The organism is Hungatella sp. SB206, assembly GCF_051132295.1.
Lineage (GTDB): Bacteria > Bacillota > Clostridia > Lachnospirales > Lachnospiraceae > Hungatella > Hungatella effluvii.
Genome location: NZ_CP096603.1, coordinates 1,026,302 through 1,044,577, shown reverse-complemented (window position 1 = coordinate 1,044,577; position 18,276 = coordinate 1,026,302). Strand labels below are relative to the sequence as shown.

Annotated in this window: 10 protein-coding genes; 5 read left to right on the top strand and 5 right to left on the bottom strand. The window is 39.0% G+C overall.

The annotated features are described in order from the left end of the window. Positions 1 to 211: 211 nt before the first annotated feature. Together M1L66_RS04580 and M1L66_RS04575 are read right to left on the bottom strand one after the other, a co-directional pair. Positions 212 to 1,600: a sugar transferase gene (locus tag M1L66_RS04580; protein ID WP_187022981.1), complete on the bottom strand. Its 1,389-nt coding sequence runs from the start codon at positions 1,598 to 1,600 to the stop codon at positions 212 to 214. Continuing rightward, a complete protein-coding gene (locus tag M1L66_RS04575) occupies positions 1,597 to 3,249 on the bottom strand; it encodes an O-antigen ligase family protein (protein ID WP_187022980.1) in 1,653 nt (550 codons plus the stop codon). Before M1L66_RS04575 ends, M1L66_RS04580 begins: the two co-directional genes overlap by 4 nt. Positions 3,250 to 3,538: 289 nt before the next feature. Between M1L66_RS04575 and M1L66_RS04570 the strand changes: the two genes are divergently transcribed. Further along, positions 3,539 to 5,104 carry a hypothetical protein gene (locus tag M1L66_RS04570; protein ID WP_187022979.1) on the top strand — a complete coding sequence of 522 codons (1,566 nt, stop codon included), beginning with the start codon at positions 3,539 to 3,541 and terminating at the stop codon, positions 5,102 to 5,104. Between the two features lie 121 nt (positions 5,105 to 5,225). On the opposite strand, the gene M1L66_RS04565 is transcribed toward M1L66_RS04570, so the two are convergent. Continuing rightward, the gene (locus tag M1L66_RS04565) at positions 5,226 to 6,746 is read right to left on the bottom strand and encodes an N-acetylmuramoyl-L-alanine amidase family protein (RefSeq protein WP_434691257.1); all 1,521 of its coding nucleotides are present in this window, start codon (positions 6,744 to 6,746) and stop codon (positions 5,226 to 5,228) included. 77 nt (positions 6,747 to 6,823) lie between these two features. Beyond that, on the bottom strand, positions 6,824 to 8,464 hold the full coding sequence (locus M1L66_RS04560; RefSeq protein ID WP_434691254.1) for a hypothetical protein: 1,641 nt from the start codon (positions 8,462 to 8,464) through the stop codon (positions 6,824 to 6,826). A 374-nt stretch (positions 8,465 to 8,838) separates the two neighbouring features. On the opposite strand from M1L66_RS04560, the gene M1L66_RS04555 reads away from it, so the two are divergent. Further along, entirely contained in the window at positions 8,839 to 10,257 is a 1,419-nt protein-coding gene (locus M1L66_RS04555; protein ID WP_187022976.1) for an ATP-binding protein, read from the top strand. A 402-nt stretch (positions 10,258 to 10,659) separates the two neighbouring features. Next, entirely contained in the window at positions 10,660 to 12,330 is a 1,671-nt protein-coding gene (locus tag M1L66_RS04550) for a cell wall-binding protein (protein WP_187022975.1), read from the top strand. 212 nt (positions 12,331 to 12,542) lie between these two features. On the opposite strand, the gene M1L66_RS04545 is transcribed toward M1L66_RS04550, so the two are convergent. Beyond that, entirely contained in the window at positions 12,543 to 13,997 is a 1,455-nt protein-coding gene (locus tag M1L66_RS04545) for a hypothetical protein (RefSeq protein ID WP_187022974.1), read from the bottom strand. 1,110 nt (positions 13,998 to 15,107) lie between these two features. Between M1L66_RS04545 and M1L66_RS04540 the strand changes: the two genes are divergently transcribed. Continuing rightward, complete coding sequence (locus M1L66_RS04540; protein ID WP_434691250.1) at positions 15,108 to 16,928, top strand: phosphotransferase; 1,821 nt, start codon at positions 15,108 to 15,110, stop codon at positions 16,926 to 16,928. 114 nt (positions 16,929 to 17,042) lie between these two features. Next, positions 17,043 to 18,188, top strand: a complete 1,146-nt coding sequence (locus tag M1L66_RS04535) for a cell wall-binding protein (RefSeq protein WP_434691247.1) — start codon at positions 17,043 to 17,045, stop codon at positions 18,186 to 18,188. Positions 18,189 to 18,276: the final 88 nt, after the last annotated feature.

Genomic DNA, 18,276 nt, shown 5'->3' with positions numbered 1-18,276 from the left:
CAAAGTGCAGAACCCGAATACAGTCTGTCTGTGTACTTTCTTGCGTGATATCAGCCATTTAAGCCCTTTCTGTGGTACTTCCCATAATCGCGCTTATGCGACCTAAACCTTCGGATAGTATACCACCTAATCTCTTATTAATCAACTTTTCAAACAAAATGTGTCAATTTACTTCTTACATTTTTTCCATTAACAACCATATGATCCTAAATCAATCCTTTATGCTTGACGCTGCCGCTTCCTCTCTGGCAGATTGTTCAGCCGGACTTTCCTTTACTCCCTCTGTACTTTCTTTCAAAAGCATAATTTTAGGAGTCATAAGAATCAATTTCAAATCCAGAAAAACCGAATACTTCCTTATATAAGTAAGATCGAGCTTCAACTTATCATACGCAGTCGTATTATACTTTCCATATACCTGCGCGTATCCTGTTAAGCCAGCTTTAACCTTAAGGCGATAGGCGAATTCCGGAATTTCTTTTTCAATTTCAGCAGCAAGCTCCGGACGTTCCGGACGTGGCCCTACAACTGACATTTCCCCCTTCAATATATTGATTAACTGGGGAAGTTCATCTAATCTGGTCATTCTGAGGAAACGTCCCACGGGAAGAATTCTGTCGTCAGATTCTGATGCCAATCTGGCGACGCCATCTTCTTCTGCATTTTGTACCATTGTTCGAAATTTATAGATCTCAAAGACCTTTCCGTCTTTAGTCAAGCGCAACTGCTTATAGAACACAGGCCCCCGGTCTGAGCACTTAATCATTAAGGAAATAACTGCCCAGAATGGGAAGGTAACAATCAACCCCAAAGAGGAAAAAAGTATGTCTATCAGCCTTTTAAAAAACTTCTGTTCAACCTTTAAATCCTCGTTCCTGGAAAGGTATAACGGCGAATCAAAAATATTTAACTCAGCCGATGAACTCAAAAGAATATCCGAGATTTTAGGAACCGTATAGCTCCTTATTGATGACCCAAAGCATTCCTTCATTAAGCAGTTTCTTTCATGTGATGGAACATCTCCGATAATTACAGCATCATAATCTTCTGCCATTTCCATAATCCGTTTTATACCAATTCGGATATGTACTGCTCCACATATCTGGTACTTATCTTCCCGTGAATTAATCTTTTCCTGTAAATGGAACGCCGGAATATCTCCATATACAAGCAGCATTCGCTTTTTAGGAAACATCTTCTCATATACAGATTGAAAAATCAGTGCCCATAAAACTATTAATATAACGTCAGTCAACGTCATAAGAAACATTACTCCTACCGGCGGAAAACCTAACGCAAGTAATGCGATCTGGAGGTACGTAATAATATTGACAAAGATAATTGACAGTATTTGTGAATATATCACATTACCTGTCTTGTAAAAGCCAATCTTCAAGCCTCCATAGGTTTTTAGGAAAAATAGTAAAAGAATTCCGTATACTGCTACCATTAACCAGTTGCCCCGTCTAAAAAATGGGGCTATTATAAGATTATTGTAATAACGGTGCCATACAATCCAATAGGCCCCAACTTCCAGCAGTACGATCACAGAAGATGAAAATAATTTTATCAGCCTCTTATATTGCTCGTAATTTCTCATTTTCCTTTATCCTTACTTCCAACCTGTCTGCAGTGTTCTCTTATCCCCAACTCTCCCAGCATTAAAAACATCCACATAATCGGAGTTGCAATCGGTAAGTTCAAATTGACAAATGCCTGCGTACTGTAACATATCACTGCAAAAAATGCCGCTGCGATATATTGATTTTTTCCAGCTTTACGAATAACTCGAACTATGAAAGAGATTATAAAGACAAGGTACGCAATTAATCCTGTTATTCCTACAGTAATAAGATAATGTAAATACTCATTATGAGCATTATCAAAAATCTGACCATATATATTCCCCTGCGTCTTATCTAATAAAACAATTCCAAAAGTATCAGGTCCAAAGCCAAATACTTTTTTCATCATTGGAAACTGTTCGAAGCATTCCATAGCATTACGCCATATGTAGCCTCTGTGAGTCCCCCAGTCATCATTAAACAGCAGGTATCCACCAAGAGCTCCATATCGTTCCGTATTCCCCTGGACGTTAACATCAAATAATGCATATCCAACTCCTAAAATACAGATTATCACTATCGCCAGCCAAATTATCCGCAGTACCCCACACCCGGTCCATTTCTTCTCATCTCCTTCAGAATCATGAATGTGGATATCTGCATCCTGGTTTTTCTTTTTTGTATTTGCATAATCTAGTCCATAAACAATAATACAAATAACCCAAAGGAGTATTACAATCGATAACAGTCCATCATATTTAACTATGATATTAAAGGCACTTTCAATCCCAAGTACCCTGTCACCCATTCCAGCATTGATCCAATCAATACATTGGATTACCGAAAAAAAGGCAGCAAGCATCATTAAGTATGATTTCACTTCCTTCTTATCTTTAAACAGATAAAGTGGAAGGAGGCCAAATAAAGCTGCTAATGATAAATAGGCATTATCACTGATTCCCATTACTAAGGCAAAAAAACTAATCACTAGGCTTGCAAAATAAAAACACTTTTTTTTCCATTTGTTTTCTGCAGCAAACAGTACTGCCGATACTGCTGTCACCATCCCTACCAGTGCTGTGTACGTATTAATGTTACCGATCGTTGAGGTAAACATAAATTTCTGTTCTTCCAGCATTCCCACTTTAAAATGTAAAAGGTCCATCTTAAAGTAATCAGTAATCCCAAATATACAGACGAGTAGATTTGCAATTAAGAATGCGTCCAAATACCATGTTTTCAATTTCCCTAATCTGGTAACACAAAAATACGCCACACCATACAAACAGAGTAAGAAGAGCCCTGAATATCGCCCTTCATTTCCCCAAAAAGATTCATATACGTAATCGGAACTTATCGTTGATATACCCGCGATGATTAGAAAGACCAGCAATGCGACATCAGTGACAGAAAATTTCTTTATGAACTCGTTCCACTTAAAAGAAGTAAAATACTGTTCCAACCTATTATGTTCTAAACAACCGGCAAAAATAACAGCCACCACTAAAAGGACCACCGAGCCAATATAAAAATAATATTTGGCCTGTAGTATATTATAATATCGATCCATTACAAAAAGCGGAAACAAACATAAAATCAAAAATGTAAAAGTATCTATTGTATGCGATAAAAGTGCAGAATCGCTTTTGCTGTTCTTTCTTTTATCAGTTTTTACTGACGACATAGTTATCCCTCTCCATACTGCATATTACCATAAATCATCAATTTATGGTTTACTTTTATTACACAGTATAACATTTTAACTCAGATACCGCAACCGCATCCCTCATGAAAAAGCTGGGATATTATTTAAGATTTTATGAATTTTTGCGACTTTTATTCCCAGATTTTCAACGTATTTCCGCACCTTCCAATGCTGCCCATAATTTCCCTTATAGGAAGTATAATTACCTCGTAATGCAATTAGGAATTTCAAAAAGTATTTCAAAAAGAAAAAGGAGAGTGCATTAATTATGAGAAAGCAGACAAAATTAGTTGCAGTATTATCTGCAGCAGCTCTGTTAGCTATCGGTGCCTCCATGACCTCCTTCGCAGCTCAGGGCTGGCAGGAAGAGAATGGTACATGGGTTTATTATGACAAGGATGGTTATCAGGTAAGTGATCAGTGGCAGAAATCAGGTAACAACTGGTTTTATTTAAACAGTGATGGAGAAATGGCCACTGATACAATCATCGAGGATGATGACTACACGTATTATGTAGATGCAAATGGATCAATGGTTACTAATCAGTGGATTCAGGTTGAAAATGAAGATAGCTATGGCGATGATGATCCTGATTACTTCTGGTATTATTTCCAGAGTAACGGTAAAGCATACAAAGCTCCGACTAGCGGAAAAACTTCCTTCAAGAACATAAATAGTAAAAAATATGCTTTTGACAGCGAAGGCAAAATGCTGTATGGTTGGGTAAATGAGTCTTCTGAACGTCAGACAGGTGATGATGCTTGGACAAATGGACTTTATTTCTGTGGCGATGAGAATGATGGTGCTCAGGCTAGCGGCTGGGCTCTGATTGATGTCGTAGATGACAGCCAGGATGATCCTGATCAGAGTTATTACTTCTACTTTGATGCCAGCAATGGAAAGAAAGTAAAAGCTACTGATGCCAGTGAATTAAAGAGCAAAACAATCAACGGCTTAAAGTATAGCTTTAATGAATATGGTAAGATGGTATCTGAGTGGGCAATGCCGAAGGCATCTGATGATGCAGCATCTGTTAGCAGCTATCATTACTTCAACTTACCAGAACAGGGCTGGAGAGCTAAAGGCTGGTTTAATGTAGTTCCTGAAGAAGATGTAAATAAGAGCGCTTATGATGATGACAGCACAAAGTGGTTCTATGCAGAGAATGACGGTGATATTGTTAAATCTAAGATCAAAACAATCAATAGCAAGAAGTATGCTTTTAACAATAAGGGTGAAATGCTTAGTGGCGTTCAGGCACTGGCTATGACTTCCAGTTCTGACATTGTTGGAAATAAGGCTATTGATGATGCTGATTTAGTTGATGATTTAAAAGATGGCTCTTTAACATTTGATGGTTATAACGGAAAGCCTTGCACGATTGGCACCGACGTATATGTTTATTACTTTGGCGCAGGTAGTGATGGTGCTATGAAGATTGGTAACCAGAATGTTGACATTGACGGAGATTCTTATGCATTTTCATTCGGCAAAACCGGTTCTAATAAGGGCCGTGGTTTAAATGAAGCTGATGATGTTCTTTATGTAAATGGTCTCAGAATTAAGGCAGATTCTGATATGAGATATCAGGTTTATGATCTTACAACAGGTAAGTTCTTAGATAATCCAAAGGCTGCTGTAGGAGTTGACAGTGCATATGTAGTAAATACTTCTGGTTCTATTATGAAGAATAAGAAGAACCTGAAAGATACAGATGATTATTATTACTGTACAGACTCTAAGGGACATGTAACTGGTTATGATGAGACTAAATGTGGTACTAAGAGAGATGATGGTACAGTTTATACCTGTAATAACCCAAAACATAAATAATATCTCTTTTAGTAAGATTTAGAAATTCTAATTGCCGAAAAGAGGCTATCGCATTATTCCGCGATAGCCTCTTTAATATTATAGAGAACACTTACTCATTTAATAATATATCTGGACTATTTCAGTCTACCCTAGCCCAATTTTCATCCACACAAAACCCATCAGGTGTCAGCGCCTTTGCAGCCATAGAACCGTTGTCTTGTAAATAATACCATTTTTTATCAGTATCCTGGAACCATCCAGTCTTCATAGAACCGTCCCGATTAAAATAGTACCACTTATCTGTTATAAATGCCCAGCCTGTTACCATGGATCCATCAGGACGCAATAAATACCATATGTCGTTTATTTGAGCCCAACCAGTGACCATATTGCCTGTATTATCTATATAATACCATATACCTACCGGATCCCATAACCAGCCTGTCTTGAATCGACCATTTGGATCCAGATACTGCCATAATCCATTATCGCTTTGTCGCCAGCCAATATCATTGCTTTCAATGGTATTATACTCATTAGAAGTAAAGGTATTATCTATACCGGGGCCACTACTTGTGTTGCTATTATTACTTCCGCCCGAATTTCCACCACCAGAACTACTTCCACCACCACCAGAGCTACCCTCACCATCGTTGTATGATCCTGATATTATTTTATATACTAATGGAAGTGGAGAGATTCTCCCTCCCATTTGGCAGCCATCCTTAAATTCAAACACCAAGTCAGATAATAGATAGTTACCATTGTAAGCATTGGGGTTCTGTTTAGCCTTTTCCTTTATATCATCAAAAACGGATTGTTTCATCTGTATTTGAAAGGTTACCTTTTTATTTCCATCAATAATACTCTGATCAAACGTATGATCTGTAAATTCGAAATTTCCGTTTTCATTTAATAAAATACACCCGAGTGAATCATTGTTAACTTCTACCCCCATATCATTAGGCACGTTATTTATATCTAAAATGTAGGGGGTAAATGAAATAGTCATAATAGGTGGAATTGAACTTCTAAGATTTATATTTCCAATATTTTTATAAAAACTGCCGCCTATTCGAATTTTTGTCCCAGAATAACGATCAATATTGTTAGTATAATGTTCGTCATAAAATCCATCAATACAATAAGTAACATGAATCTGACCCAATATCTCGTTTTCTGATAAAATATTAATATATCCGCTATCAAGCGGCGGCTTATTCAATGTATCCAAATTCTTATCAATAAATGCAACCTGAATATTGACTTGCTCTCCTGGCTCTATTGTATCAAAATAAACTGGTGTAACTGACAATTTTTCTGTCATATTATCTGATATTTCAAAGTGAATATTAGTTTTAGTGCCGGTTAGATTGTCCAATCCAATAACCACATTAATTGGTTGAGGTAAGTTATAGGTATTATTTAGCTCATGATGGATGTCAAAGACTATATTTGCAGGCGATACATTAATAAGAGTGTTTTCAGACTTATCAATATCTTTTTGCAGTGATGCATTGCTGTCACTGGCCATTATTGGTACATCGGGATATTTGATTGAACCTATTAAGGCCTCGGCTTTTGCTGGAAATATATTAAAAACTGCTGTAATCAAAAAAACAAAAAAAATTGCAGTTAATTTGTAATAAACTTTTTTCATATAATCTCCTTTAACCTTTTAAAGCGGACGAAGAATAATCTTCGTCCGCTTTGGCAATTAGAATTTCTAATCAAATATTAGTGAATGTTGTTCTTGTCATGCTTAACGCCATCTTTGCTGTCACATTTTTCAGAACCATAGTAGGTAACTCTTCCGGCGCCGTCTGTGCAGTAATACATGTCATTACCGTCTTTAACATTCTTCTTATTCTTCATCAGAGAACCTGAAGAGTTAAGTAAGAATAAAGGTTCTTCTTTGTATCCTTCGCTTCTTGCTGATACTTTAACACCAACCGCGTCAAATGCTTCGTATTTAAGATCACTATCAGCCTTGATCTTTCTACCCTGAACATACATTGCGCTCTTATCGTAGATAAAGGTTTTCACAACTGTACCATCACCAAGTACCGTATCGGAATAATTACCTACAGTTGTAGAACCAAATCCTTTACCCTTGTTATTGCCACTCTTACCAAAGAAGTAAGCATAAGTATCACCATCTACGTCGACATTCTGAACTCCAGTCTTCATAGAACCATCGTCAGAAGATCCGAAATAATATACATCAACATTTAATTTGATGTTATTCTCATCTACGTAAGTGGCTCTCTCGTCGCTTAACGGAATACCAGCCTTAGCATCTTCTTCCTTCGGAGCCCAGTAGGATTTAACCTTAGACTCACTGTCAATCTTTTCTGCACCCCAAATCAAGTTATCATCGTCTACGCCTAAAGCATATAATCCGCTTAACATTTCACCTTTGTCGTAGAATGCATACTTCTTACCATTGATGGTCTTTAACTGATTTACTACTAAATAGCCATCATTGTTGGCATAGAACCACTTCTCTTCATCATCCTGATTTGCTTCTTTGTTAATCTTATCTGTTGGAACTGCCTTAAACCAGCCTTTTCTTCTGGAACCATCTTCAGAAGTGCTGTAGTTCTGGTAATTAGAAGCAGTTGGGATTTCTCCAGCAGTAGCCTCTGTCCAGCCAGATACCATCTTGCCCCAGCTATTAAAGCCGTATTTTCTTCCGTTGATTGTTTTGTTGGTAATGGAATCTCCATCTTCAGCAAAGAGCTTCTTACCATTTGCTTTGAAGTAGAACCAGTAGTCCTGATCTTCATCATCTTCATCTTTATTAATTACATGAATCTGTGACCAGCCAACTCTCTGTGCACCATCATCTTCTGTACCACAATAATAAAGCGTAGTGGACTCTTTCCAGCCTTCATCATCAGTTATTCTGTTAGATGTGCCATCAACCCAGCCATATAACATTTTTCCTTCATCATCAAAAGCATATTTCTTGCCGTTGATAGTCTTGAAGGAGGTTGAGTCGCCAGCTTTATATGCTTTTCCAGATGCCTGGAAATAATACCAGTAGTTTGCTGGTGCATCGTCACTGTTATCGTCATCATTAGCTACCTGTACCCATCTGTTAGCAGCCATAACACCATTTTCATCAACATAATAGGTATAATCGCCGTCTTCAACCAGAGTTTCTGTTGCCATCTCTCCGTCGTCATTAAGGTAGAACCAGTTATTTCCTGACTTCTTCCATTCGTTGCTTACTTTGTAGCCATCGTTATCGTAATATACCCATGTACCACTTTCTTCCTGCCAGCCCTGAGCTGCGAAGGAGGTCATGGAGGCACCGATAGCTAACAGAGCTGCTGCAGATAATACTGCAACTAATTTTGTCTGCTTTCTCATAAAAATGCACTCTCCTTTTTCTTTTTGAAATACTTTTTGAAATTCCTAATTGCATTACGAGGTAATTATACTTCCTATAAGGGAAATTAGGAGGAAATAAGTCTTGACAAAACAGCAATATTATAGCTTTTTTATTTATTTTAATTAAATACTAATTAAAATTTGTCTTACACATATTTTTAAATTAAATTATTATATAATTATTTTTCGTGAATAAATATAAAAATGGTTGTATTAATAATTTGCTTTATAAAAAACAAACATCATGTATTTAAAAGAAATGGTGGAATAATTATGTATTGAAAGTTTTACTATAAGATGATATACTATATGTGCTCATAGTATACTGTCTAATAGTAAAGGGAGAGAATTATATGTTTATTGGAAGAAGAATCGAATTGGATGAATTAAATAAGTTATATAATAAATCCACGTTTCAAATGGCAGTTATCTACGGACGTCGAAGAATAGGTAAAACCCGATTGATACAGGAGTTTATGAAAGATAAATCAGCCGTCTATATGACTGCGGTAGAGGCCGGTATAGCCATTAATTTAGAACTTCTTAGCACCTCTATCTACCTGGCCTTTTTAGGTGAAGAAGAGGCGGCAATGATGCCATCATTTAAGGATTTCAGAGTGGCGTTGCAGTATATTACAAAGAAAGCAAAAGAATCAAAAATATTACTTATTATTGATGAATATCCCTATCTGGCTCAGGCAGATAAAAGTATTTCTTCGATTCTTCAGGCTATGATTGACCAGGAGTGGAAAAATAGTAATATTATGCTTATTTTATGTGGATCGTCTATGAGCTTTATGGAGAATCAGGTCCTGGGATATCAAAGTCCCCTATATGGAAGAAGAACCGCTCAATTTCGTCTGGATCCTTTAGACTACTATGAATCTTCTTTATTTGTTCCCCGTTACTCAGCAGAAGAAAAGGCTTTGGTCTATGGCATTACAGGCGGAGTTCCTCAATATCTGGAAATGGTCGATGACTCTATTTCAATTAAAGAAAACATTTTGGAAATGTACTTGAATCCTAATGCCTATCTTTACGAGGAACCGGCAAACTTAATGAAACAGGAATTGAAAGAACCTGCCAATTATAATGCAATTGTAGAAGCAATTGCGAAAGGGGCAACAAAATTAAATGAAATATCCAATAAAGTACAGATGGAAAATTCAAATGTTTCCACATGCCTTAAGTCATTAATCTCTTTGGCATTGGTTGAAAAAGAAAGTGCTGTTACAGAAGAAGATAATAAGAAGAAAACCGGCTATATTTTGGCGGACCAAATGTTTCGTTTCTGGTATCGTTATGTACCACAATGTATGCTGCTAATTAATACCGGGCGACCAGAAAGGGCTTATGAAAAGATCATTGTTCCCGATTTACAAAATTATATGGGAAAAGTATTTGAAAAAATGTGCCTCCAACATCTGGCTAAGCTTAATGCACAGGAAAAACTACCTTATGAAATATTAAAGTTGGGCAGATGGTGGGGAAATAATCCGTTGTTGAAACGGCAGGAAGAAATTGATATATTGGGCATAAATGATATTGATAAAACGGCGGTATTTGGCGAATGTAAATATCGAAATGAGGTTATTGATCTGGATACGGCGGAATTATTGATCCAGCGCTCTGAACTTTTTCCCAAATATTCAAATAAGGGGTATATTTTATATTCGAAAAAGGGATTTAGCAATAGTGTATTAAATTTAGCTTCTCAACCGCAGACGTATATGAAACTCTTTAGCCTTGAAGAACTTTATAATTTGGAATAAGCTGCAGGCACTTGTTCTGTGTCGACAGGCCTGTAATGAATCTAATAAAGTATGGATTAAAGTATTTAAGAGCAAGCCTTATTATAATATTAGCATAATAGGCTTGCTTGTAATATCTAAATATTGCAAAAATACTAGAATTAATGTGTTATTATAAGCTAATAAATATACATGATAAGAAATTAATATACATTCGATAAAAGTAATATTAATCATATAATAGATTTTGTGTAAATAAATATAATCTGTACTTTAAATACAAAACTTTTATATATCAAATAAAATCAGTTGTTTATTACACGCTCCTTCCACCTAATTTCCCTTATAGGAAGTATAATTACCTCGTAATGCAATTAGGAATTTCAAAAAGTATTTCAAAAAGAAAAAGGAGAGTGCATTTTTATGAGAAAGCAGACAAAATTAGTTGCAGTATTATCTGCAGCAGCACTGCTTGCCATCGGTGCTTCCATGACATCTCTTGCAGCAACTGGCTGGCAGGAAGAAAATGGTACATGGGTTTATTATGACAAGAATGGCGATGCAGTAACAGAACAGTGGGCAAAATCAGGCAATAACTGGTTTTGGCTTAATGAAGACGGAGAAATGGCTACAGACTATCTGGTAGATGACGACGGTAATTACTATTATGTAGATGCTAACGGCGCCATGGTTACCAATCAGTGGGTATCCATTGAAAATGAAGATTATGATGGGGATGACGGAGATGAGCCGTTAAACTACTGGTATTATTTCGGTGCCAACGGAAAAGCTTTCAAGAGCTCCTCAAACAGCAACAGTGCTTCATTTAAGACTATCAATGGCAAGAAATACATCTTTAATGACGAGGCTCAAATGCTCTATGGCTGGATCGATACAGACGGTCAGAGAATAACTGGAGACGATGACTGGCGTGAAGGCACATATTACTGTGGTGATGAAAATGATGGTGCTCAGAAAGTTGGCGAGTGGGCTTATCTTGAAATTACCGATAATAACTGGGATGACATAGATACAGGACTTTCCAGCAATAACCTGTTTGATGATGAAGACCAGACTCGTTATTTCTACTTCAAAACTAATGGTAAGAAAATGACCGACGAAAAGGGCAAGACCATTAACGGCAGAAAGTACAGCTTTGATGAATATGGCCGTATGAATGCAGAATGGGTTAACTGGGATGCTACGCCATCTACAGCCAGTGCAGGCTCTGCCTCCTATACAACCGGATACAGATATTATGGAGATCCTGAAGATGGTGCAAGAGTTACCAAAGGCTGGTTCCAGGTAGTTCCGGATTCTTACTTGAGCCCAGATGACTATGAGGATGATGAGAACAACTGGTATTACTCTGACAAAGATGGAAAATTAGTTGCTTCCGAAATTAAGACAATCAATGGAAAGAAATATGCATTTGACTCCTATGGCGTAATGAAGAGCGGCCTGAAGGCAATTAAGTTTGTTGGAAACAGCACAACTGAGATTGACGAAATCAAGGGCGATGATGGTGTTGCTAACATGCATTTCGACACAGAAGACAACTTCAAAGATAACGTTTCAGCTTTATACGGCGCAGATTATAAGTTGTACTACTTTGGTTCCGGCGATGACGGCGCTATGAAGACTGGAAAGCAGACCGTAACCATTGATGGTGAGGATTATTCCTTCTTATTCAACAAGTCTGGCAGCTCCAAGGGTGCTGGTAAACTGGGCATCGATGATGATAAGTATTATTTAGGCGGTATGTTATTAAAGGCATCTAAGGATGATAAGTATTCCGTTATTAAAATCACGAAGGATGCGAGTGGCACAATTACTGCACTGGAATGCTTAAGCACAGAAGAGTTCCTTGATGATGTTGATGCAACTTCTTCAATTCCGACAGGAAAAGATGATGATTACGATGAGTACTACAATGTGAAGGAGTCCGCAGCAGATACTGCAACTACACAGTACAGACTTGTAAATACTTCTGGTAGTGTTCAGAAGAATAAGAATAAAGCAAAAGACGGTGATGATCGCTGCTTCAAGATTGGTAGTGGTAAAGAGATCGAGGCTGTTTTTGTAGAAAGCTAATTCTAATTTGCAACAAGAAATTCTAATTGCCATAGATTTAACCTGGAGTGTTGAAGTGTACTATTGTACACTTTGACACTCTTTTTGGTACCAGATTAGTATAAAAGGTAAAGCATAACGATTGTATAATAAAGAGGATATTCAACAAACCATTTAAGATTTGTCGAATATCCTCCAATAGCAATTAGAATTTCTTATCGAAATTTACGAATTTACTTTTTTGCTTCCCCGCCGAAGTATGTTACTTTACCATCAGCATCTGTACAATAGTACATACCATCAGCATCTTTTAAATTAGTTTTCTTTTTCATGATAGAACCAGAAGTGTTAACTAAGTAACCGTCTACTTTACCATCAACTAATTTGCCATCCTCGCCAAAGGACTGATATCTGTAATCCTTATCAGCTTTGATCTTACGGCCTAATACTAAAAGAGTCTTCTTTGTTTCTGTTGTTCCTTTGTACTTGTTAACACCAGTTGTTCCAAAGGTATAAGAATAGTTATCACCATCAACATCAATAGTCTGATTTCCCGTCTTAGCGGAACCATCATCACCACTGCCGAAGTAATATACTGCAATATTCTTATCTTTCTTATATGCTGCATATGCTGTATCAAACTTACCAGCATCATCAATCTCAATCATACCAGGAAGAATCTTTCCGTCTGACTGAATATTTAATGCCCAAAGGCCGCTCATCATTTCACCTTTTTCGTTGAAAGCATATTTCTTGTTGTTAATTGTTTTTAAAACTGAATAGTATACATTGCCGCTACCATCAGCATAATACCACTTTGTGGAATCATCATCATAAGCGCTCTTGTTAACGTTCTCTTCCGGAACTACTTTAACCCAGCCCTTCTGTAATCTCCAGCCTTCGTCTCCGCCGTTGAAATACTGATATCCGGAAATAGTAGCTGTATCAGGTGTAGAAACGCTATCAGTCCAGCCATCCTGCATTACACCATTCTCGTTAAATGCATATTTCTTGCTGTTGATTGTCTTGATTGCATACTTTGTAGCATCATCAGCTGCATACTTCTTGCCATTTGATGGGTTGAAGTAGAACCAGTAGTTCTTATCTTCATCATCTTTAATAACAGAAAGCTTCATCCAGCCTGAAGCACGAGCACCATCGTTCTCGTCGCCACAGTAGTAATCGCCTGACTGCCAAGCGTCATCACCTGTGATTCTGGTAGCATCTTCTTTATTTACCCAGCCATAAAGCATTTTGCCTTCGCTGTCAAATGCATACTGCTTGCCGTTAATTGTCTTAAAGGAAGCGGAACCAGTTGACTTATAAGCCTTGCCGTTTGCCTGGAAATAATACCAGTATGCATCTGGCTCGTCTGTGTCGCCTGCATTCTCGTTCTCAACTGCTACCCAGCCATTAGCTACCATAGCACCGTTGGAATTTACATAGTAGTAGTTTGTACCATCATCGATCAGCTCGTCGGTTGCCATAACTCCATCACCGTTTAAATAGAACCAAGCGTCTCCTGATTTTGCCCAAGTATCTGTTACCTGATCGCCGTCTTTGTTATAATAAACCCACTCGCCATTCTCTTCCTGCCAGCCAGTTGCTGCAAAAGAGGTCATGGAAGCGCCGACAGCTAACAGAGCTGCTGCAGATAATACTGCAACTAATTTTGTCTGCTTTCTCATAATTAATGCACTCTCCTTTTTCTTTTTGAAATACTTTTTGAAATTCCTAATTGCATTACGAGGTAATTATACTTCCTATAAGGGAAATTATCAATACTTTTTTTCACTTTTTTTGCATATTTTTCAAAAAGTAATAAATATTCACAATTCCACCAGGAAAATATCATTTCCTCCATCACACTGACAGTATAATATAATTTTTTCAAAAATGCTATAACTTTTCTCTGTGCATTTTCTTACGTAATCTTTACGAAAAACGGGCCTCTGCGGCATATTGTACTCCCATTAGTACAATCCAGCCATATTTAAATATATCCACCTAGTTCTCTTAAATTACTTCATGTATTTAACTGCTTCACATAATAGGACATACTGTTGAAATCTTAATAGCATGATCTCTTATTATATTGCCAATATACATATCTGCATTATTATGATAACGGACTTTCATGATATGCTTCAATTATTAATAATGCAATAATGCTATTAGTGATAGGGGCTTAATAATAGAGGCTGCGAATATCTGATTAGATATACTTTTAGGCTTTTGCTTTTTAGGCTTTTATGCTTTTATGCTTTTATGCTTTTATGCTTTTATGCTTTTATGCTTTTACTGCTTTTACCACCTTTACTGCTTTTTCTACATCATTGTTTTTTTTCGTAAACCGCTCTTTCTTCCCCATATTTACTTTCATCTTCCCCCCACTCTCCTATTTTATATCTATCCCTCACAAATTATTTCATCAGATTATAAATGCCATACTACTTAACAAATAGATTCACCTAACTTTAAATCTCCACCAACTACAAGCTTCCTGCCTACGCATCTGCTTGATAATAATACTAAACTTACCTATATATAATACTTTTCAAAATCCCACTCCATTTAACGGCACACCTTTCTAAGTCGTGCGCCACTTCGAAATCCTCTCTTCCGTCTCCTCTTCCCTTCCCTCCCCACTTCCCCACCAACTCCAACCTTGCATTTCCACACAATTATGCTATAATGTTCACATATACTAATATATCTATATTTTTGAACATCAAACATCTTCTTTTTACAATATGCATTTTCCTAAAATATGATCATTAACCACGGAGGTATCTATCATGAATCGTAATGTAATCATCTGCCGTTCTATTCTTGAGAACCCGGCAATCACACAGAGGGAATTAGCTCAGGCACTGGATGTCTCTCTCGGAACGGCCAATAATCTTGTGAAGGAATGTATTTCGGAACAGCTCATTGCCCTGGCCGGTGTGGGCGGTGCGTATGAGCTGCTCCCGGCCGGACTGGAGCTTCTGAAACAGTATAAGGTTGACGGGGCCCTGATTATCGCCGCCGGTTTTGGATCCCGCTTTGTCCCTCTGACCTTCGAAATGCCGAAAGGCCTGCTGGAAGTCTTTGGAGAGCGAATGATCGAGCGGCAGATTCGCCAGCTCCATGAGGTCGGCGTACAGAATATTACAATTGTCGTGGGATATTTGAAAGAGAAATTTGAATACCTGATTGATAAATATGATGTGAAGCTTCTATATAATCCTGAATATTCTTCTAAAAATACACTGACTACCATTTACCGCGCCAGGGAGGTCCTGCGGGGAAGAAATATGTATGTGCTCTCTTCTGACAACTGGATGCGGCATAACATGTACCACGCCTATGAGGGCGGCGCCTGGTACTCTTCTGCTTTTATGGAAGGGGAAACTTCGGAGTGGTGCCTCGATTACAATAAAAAAGGCAGAATCGGGAGCGTATCGGTTGGCGGCATCGATCAATGGGTTATGTATGGACCTTCTTATTTCTCAAAGGAATTTTCTGAGAAGTTCCTTCCGGTTCTTGAGGCCTACTATGAACTTCCAGGGACAGAACAGTTTTACTGGGAAAATGTCTATATGGATATGCTCTCGGGCGAGGCGGCAAAGCGCCTTCCAAATCTTAAGGAGGCTCACGGCGACATTGATATGTACATAAACCGGAGACCAGAGGATGAGGTGTACGAATTTGAAAATCTGGAGGAGCTTCGGAGATTTGATATCAAATATCAGCGTCACTCTGACAATGAAGCCATGGAGCTGGTCGCCCGGGTTTTTAAAGTGCCTGAGTCGGAAATAACGGAAATCAGATGCTTAAAATCGGGTATGACAAATAAATCGTTTCTATTTAAAGTAAAGGACCGCCACTATATCTGCAGAATTCCTGGGCCGGGAACCGAGCTTCTTATTAACCGGAGACAGGAAAAGGCAGTATATGATGTGGTAGCCGGACTCGGTATTACGGAGAAGATCATTTATTTTGACGGGAATACCGGATATAAGATCGCGGAGTATTACGATGGCGCAAATAATGCGGATCCCCGCAATTGGGAGCAGATGGAAAAATGTATGGCAATTGTACGCCGCCTTCATAATTCCGGTCTTACGGTTGAACACTCTTTTGATATGAGAGAGAGGATTGATTTTTATGAAGACCTTTGCAGAAGGCATGGGGACATCCCATTTGAGGATTATGGGAAGGTACATGGCTGGATGACAGAATTAATGGACCGCCTGGATTCCATGGGACGCCGGAAGGTTCTCTCTCATCTCGATGACAACGGCGATAATTTCCTGATGCTGGAGGACGGTGGGGTCCGTCTGATCGACTGGGAATACGCCGGTATGTGCGACCCGCTGGTGGATGTGGCCATGTGCGCGATCTATTCCTATTATACGGATGAGGAGACAGAACGCCTGATCCGGGTATATCTGGAGCGGGAACCGTCACTGGATGAGCGATACTCTGTCTACGCACATATGGCGCTTGGCGGATTTTTGTGGAGTCTCTGGGCTGTGTATAAGGCATCTTTGGGGGAAGAATTCGGTGAATATACGATTATAATGTACCGGTATGCAAAGCATTTTTATAAAAAATGCAGGGATATTGGATGAGTTTTGGAAATTTGTCCGCAAATCGTAATAATTTTTTTATGCATTATAAGGCCTCCTGTGATATAATGAATTTATATGTGATGTCGTATCTTGTAAGAATAGGAGGAGATTAGGATGAGATGTGGGAAAACAATGACTGCGTTACTCCTGGCCGGACTCGTGGGAAGCGCGACTTTAATACCGGCTGGCACCGCGTGGGCCGCGGCAGGATGGCAGCAGGAAGGCTCACAGTGGAAATATATGGACGCGGACGGGTCTGTACATAAAGGATGGGCAAAAAGTACTGATGGTACTTATTATTATATGGATCTTTCGACCGGTTACATGGTGACAGGCTGGAAACAGATTAATAATAACTGGTATTATTTCCGTTCCAACGGAGCCATGGCAACGAAATGGGTGGAAGACGGCGGGAAGTATTATTACCTGATGGATGACACCGGTGTTCTCGTGAAGGGCTGGCTGAGAATCGGTGATGATTATTACTATATGAAGGGCGACGGCACCATGTCTACCGGATGGCGCGAGATGGATGGCGGCTGGTTCTATTTTAAGGAAAACGGCAAGTGCACGCTGGGATGGGGACAGATCGGTAACGACTGGTTCTATTTTGGAAGTGACGGCAAGATGCTGACCGGCTGGCAGCAGATCGGCGGAGAGTATTACTATCTGAACTCAGACAGCAAGAACGTTCTCGGCAAGATGATGACGGGCTGGCTCAGCGATGGTACGAATAAGTACTATATGGATACTTCGAGCGGTAAGATGGCTCACGGCTGGAAGGAACTTGAAGGCTCCTGGTACTATTTTAATGATGCAGGCCATATGATGACAGGCTGGATTCAGCTTTCCGGTGTCTATTATTATCTCGATCCTTCTACCGGCAAGATGGCAGCTAATACGACTTTGACAATTGATGGAGTCAGCTATACATTTGCTTCCAATGGCGCTTACCAAAACAGCAATTCCAACGCGCCCAGCACAGGAGGCAATGTATCGGCGCCTGGCAGCGGAACGAATAATACGAACGTGCCTGGTTCCAGTACCAACACCAATACTAACACCAATACTAACACCAATACTTCCGGAGGCCCCGGAGGATCTTCCACGGGGAATGGCAATTTAAGCAGCGCCCCGGGCAGCAATAACAATACACCAGGCGGCAGCAGCTCGCCGGGAGGCAGCAATGCCCCAGGAGGCTCTTCCTCCAACAACGGTGTTTACCAGCTGGCACCGGGACTCACAAACGGACCAGGCTGATAGATGATTCAGACATACTGCCGTAAAAGGCAGAGTAATTCAGTTAAATACACCGTGGCAGCCGCCTAATGCTCATGCAGGCATGGCA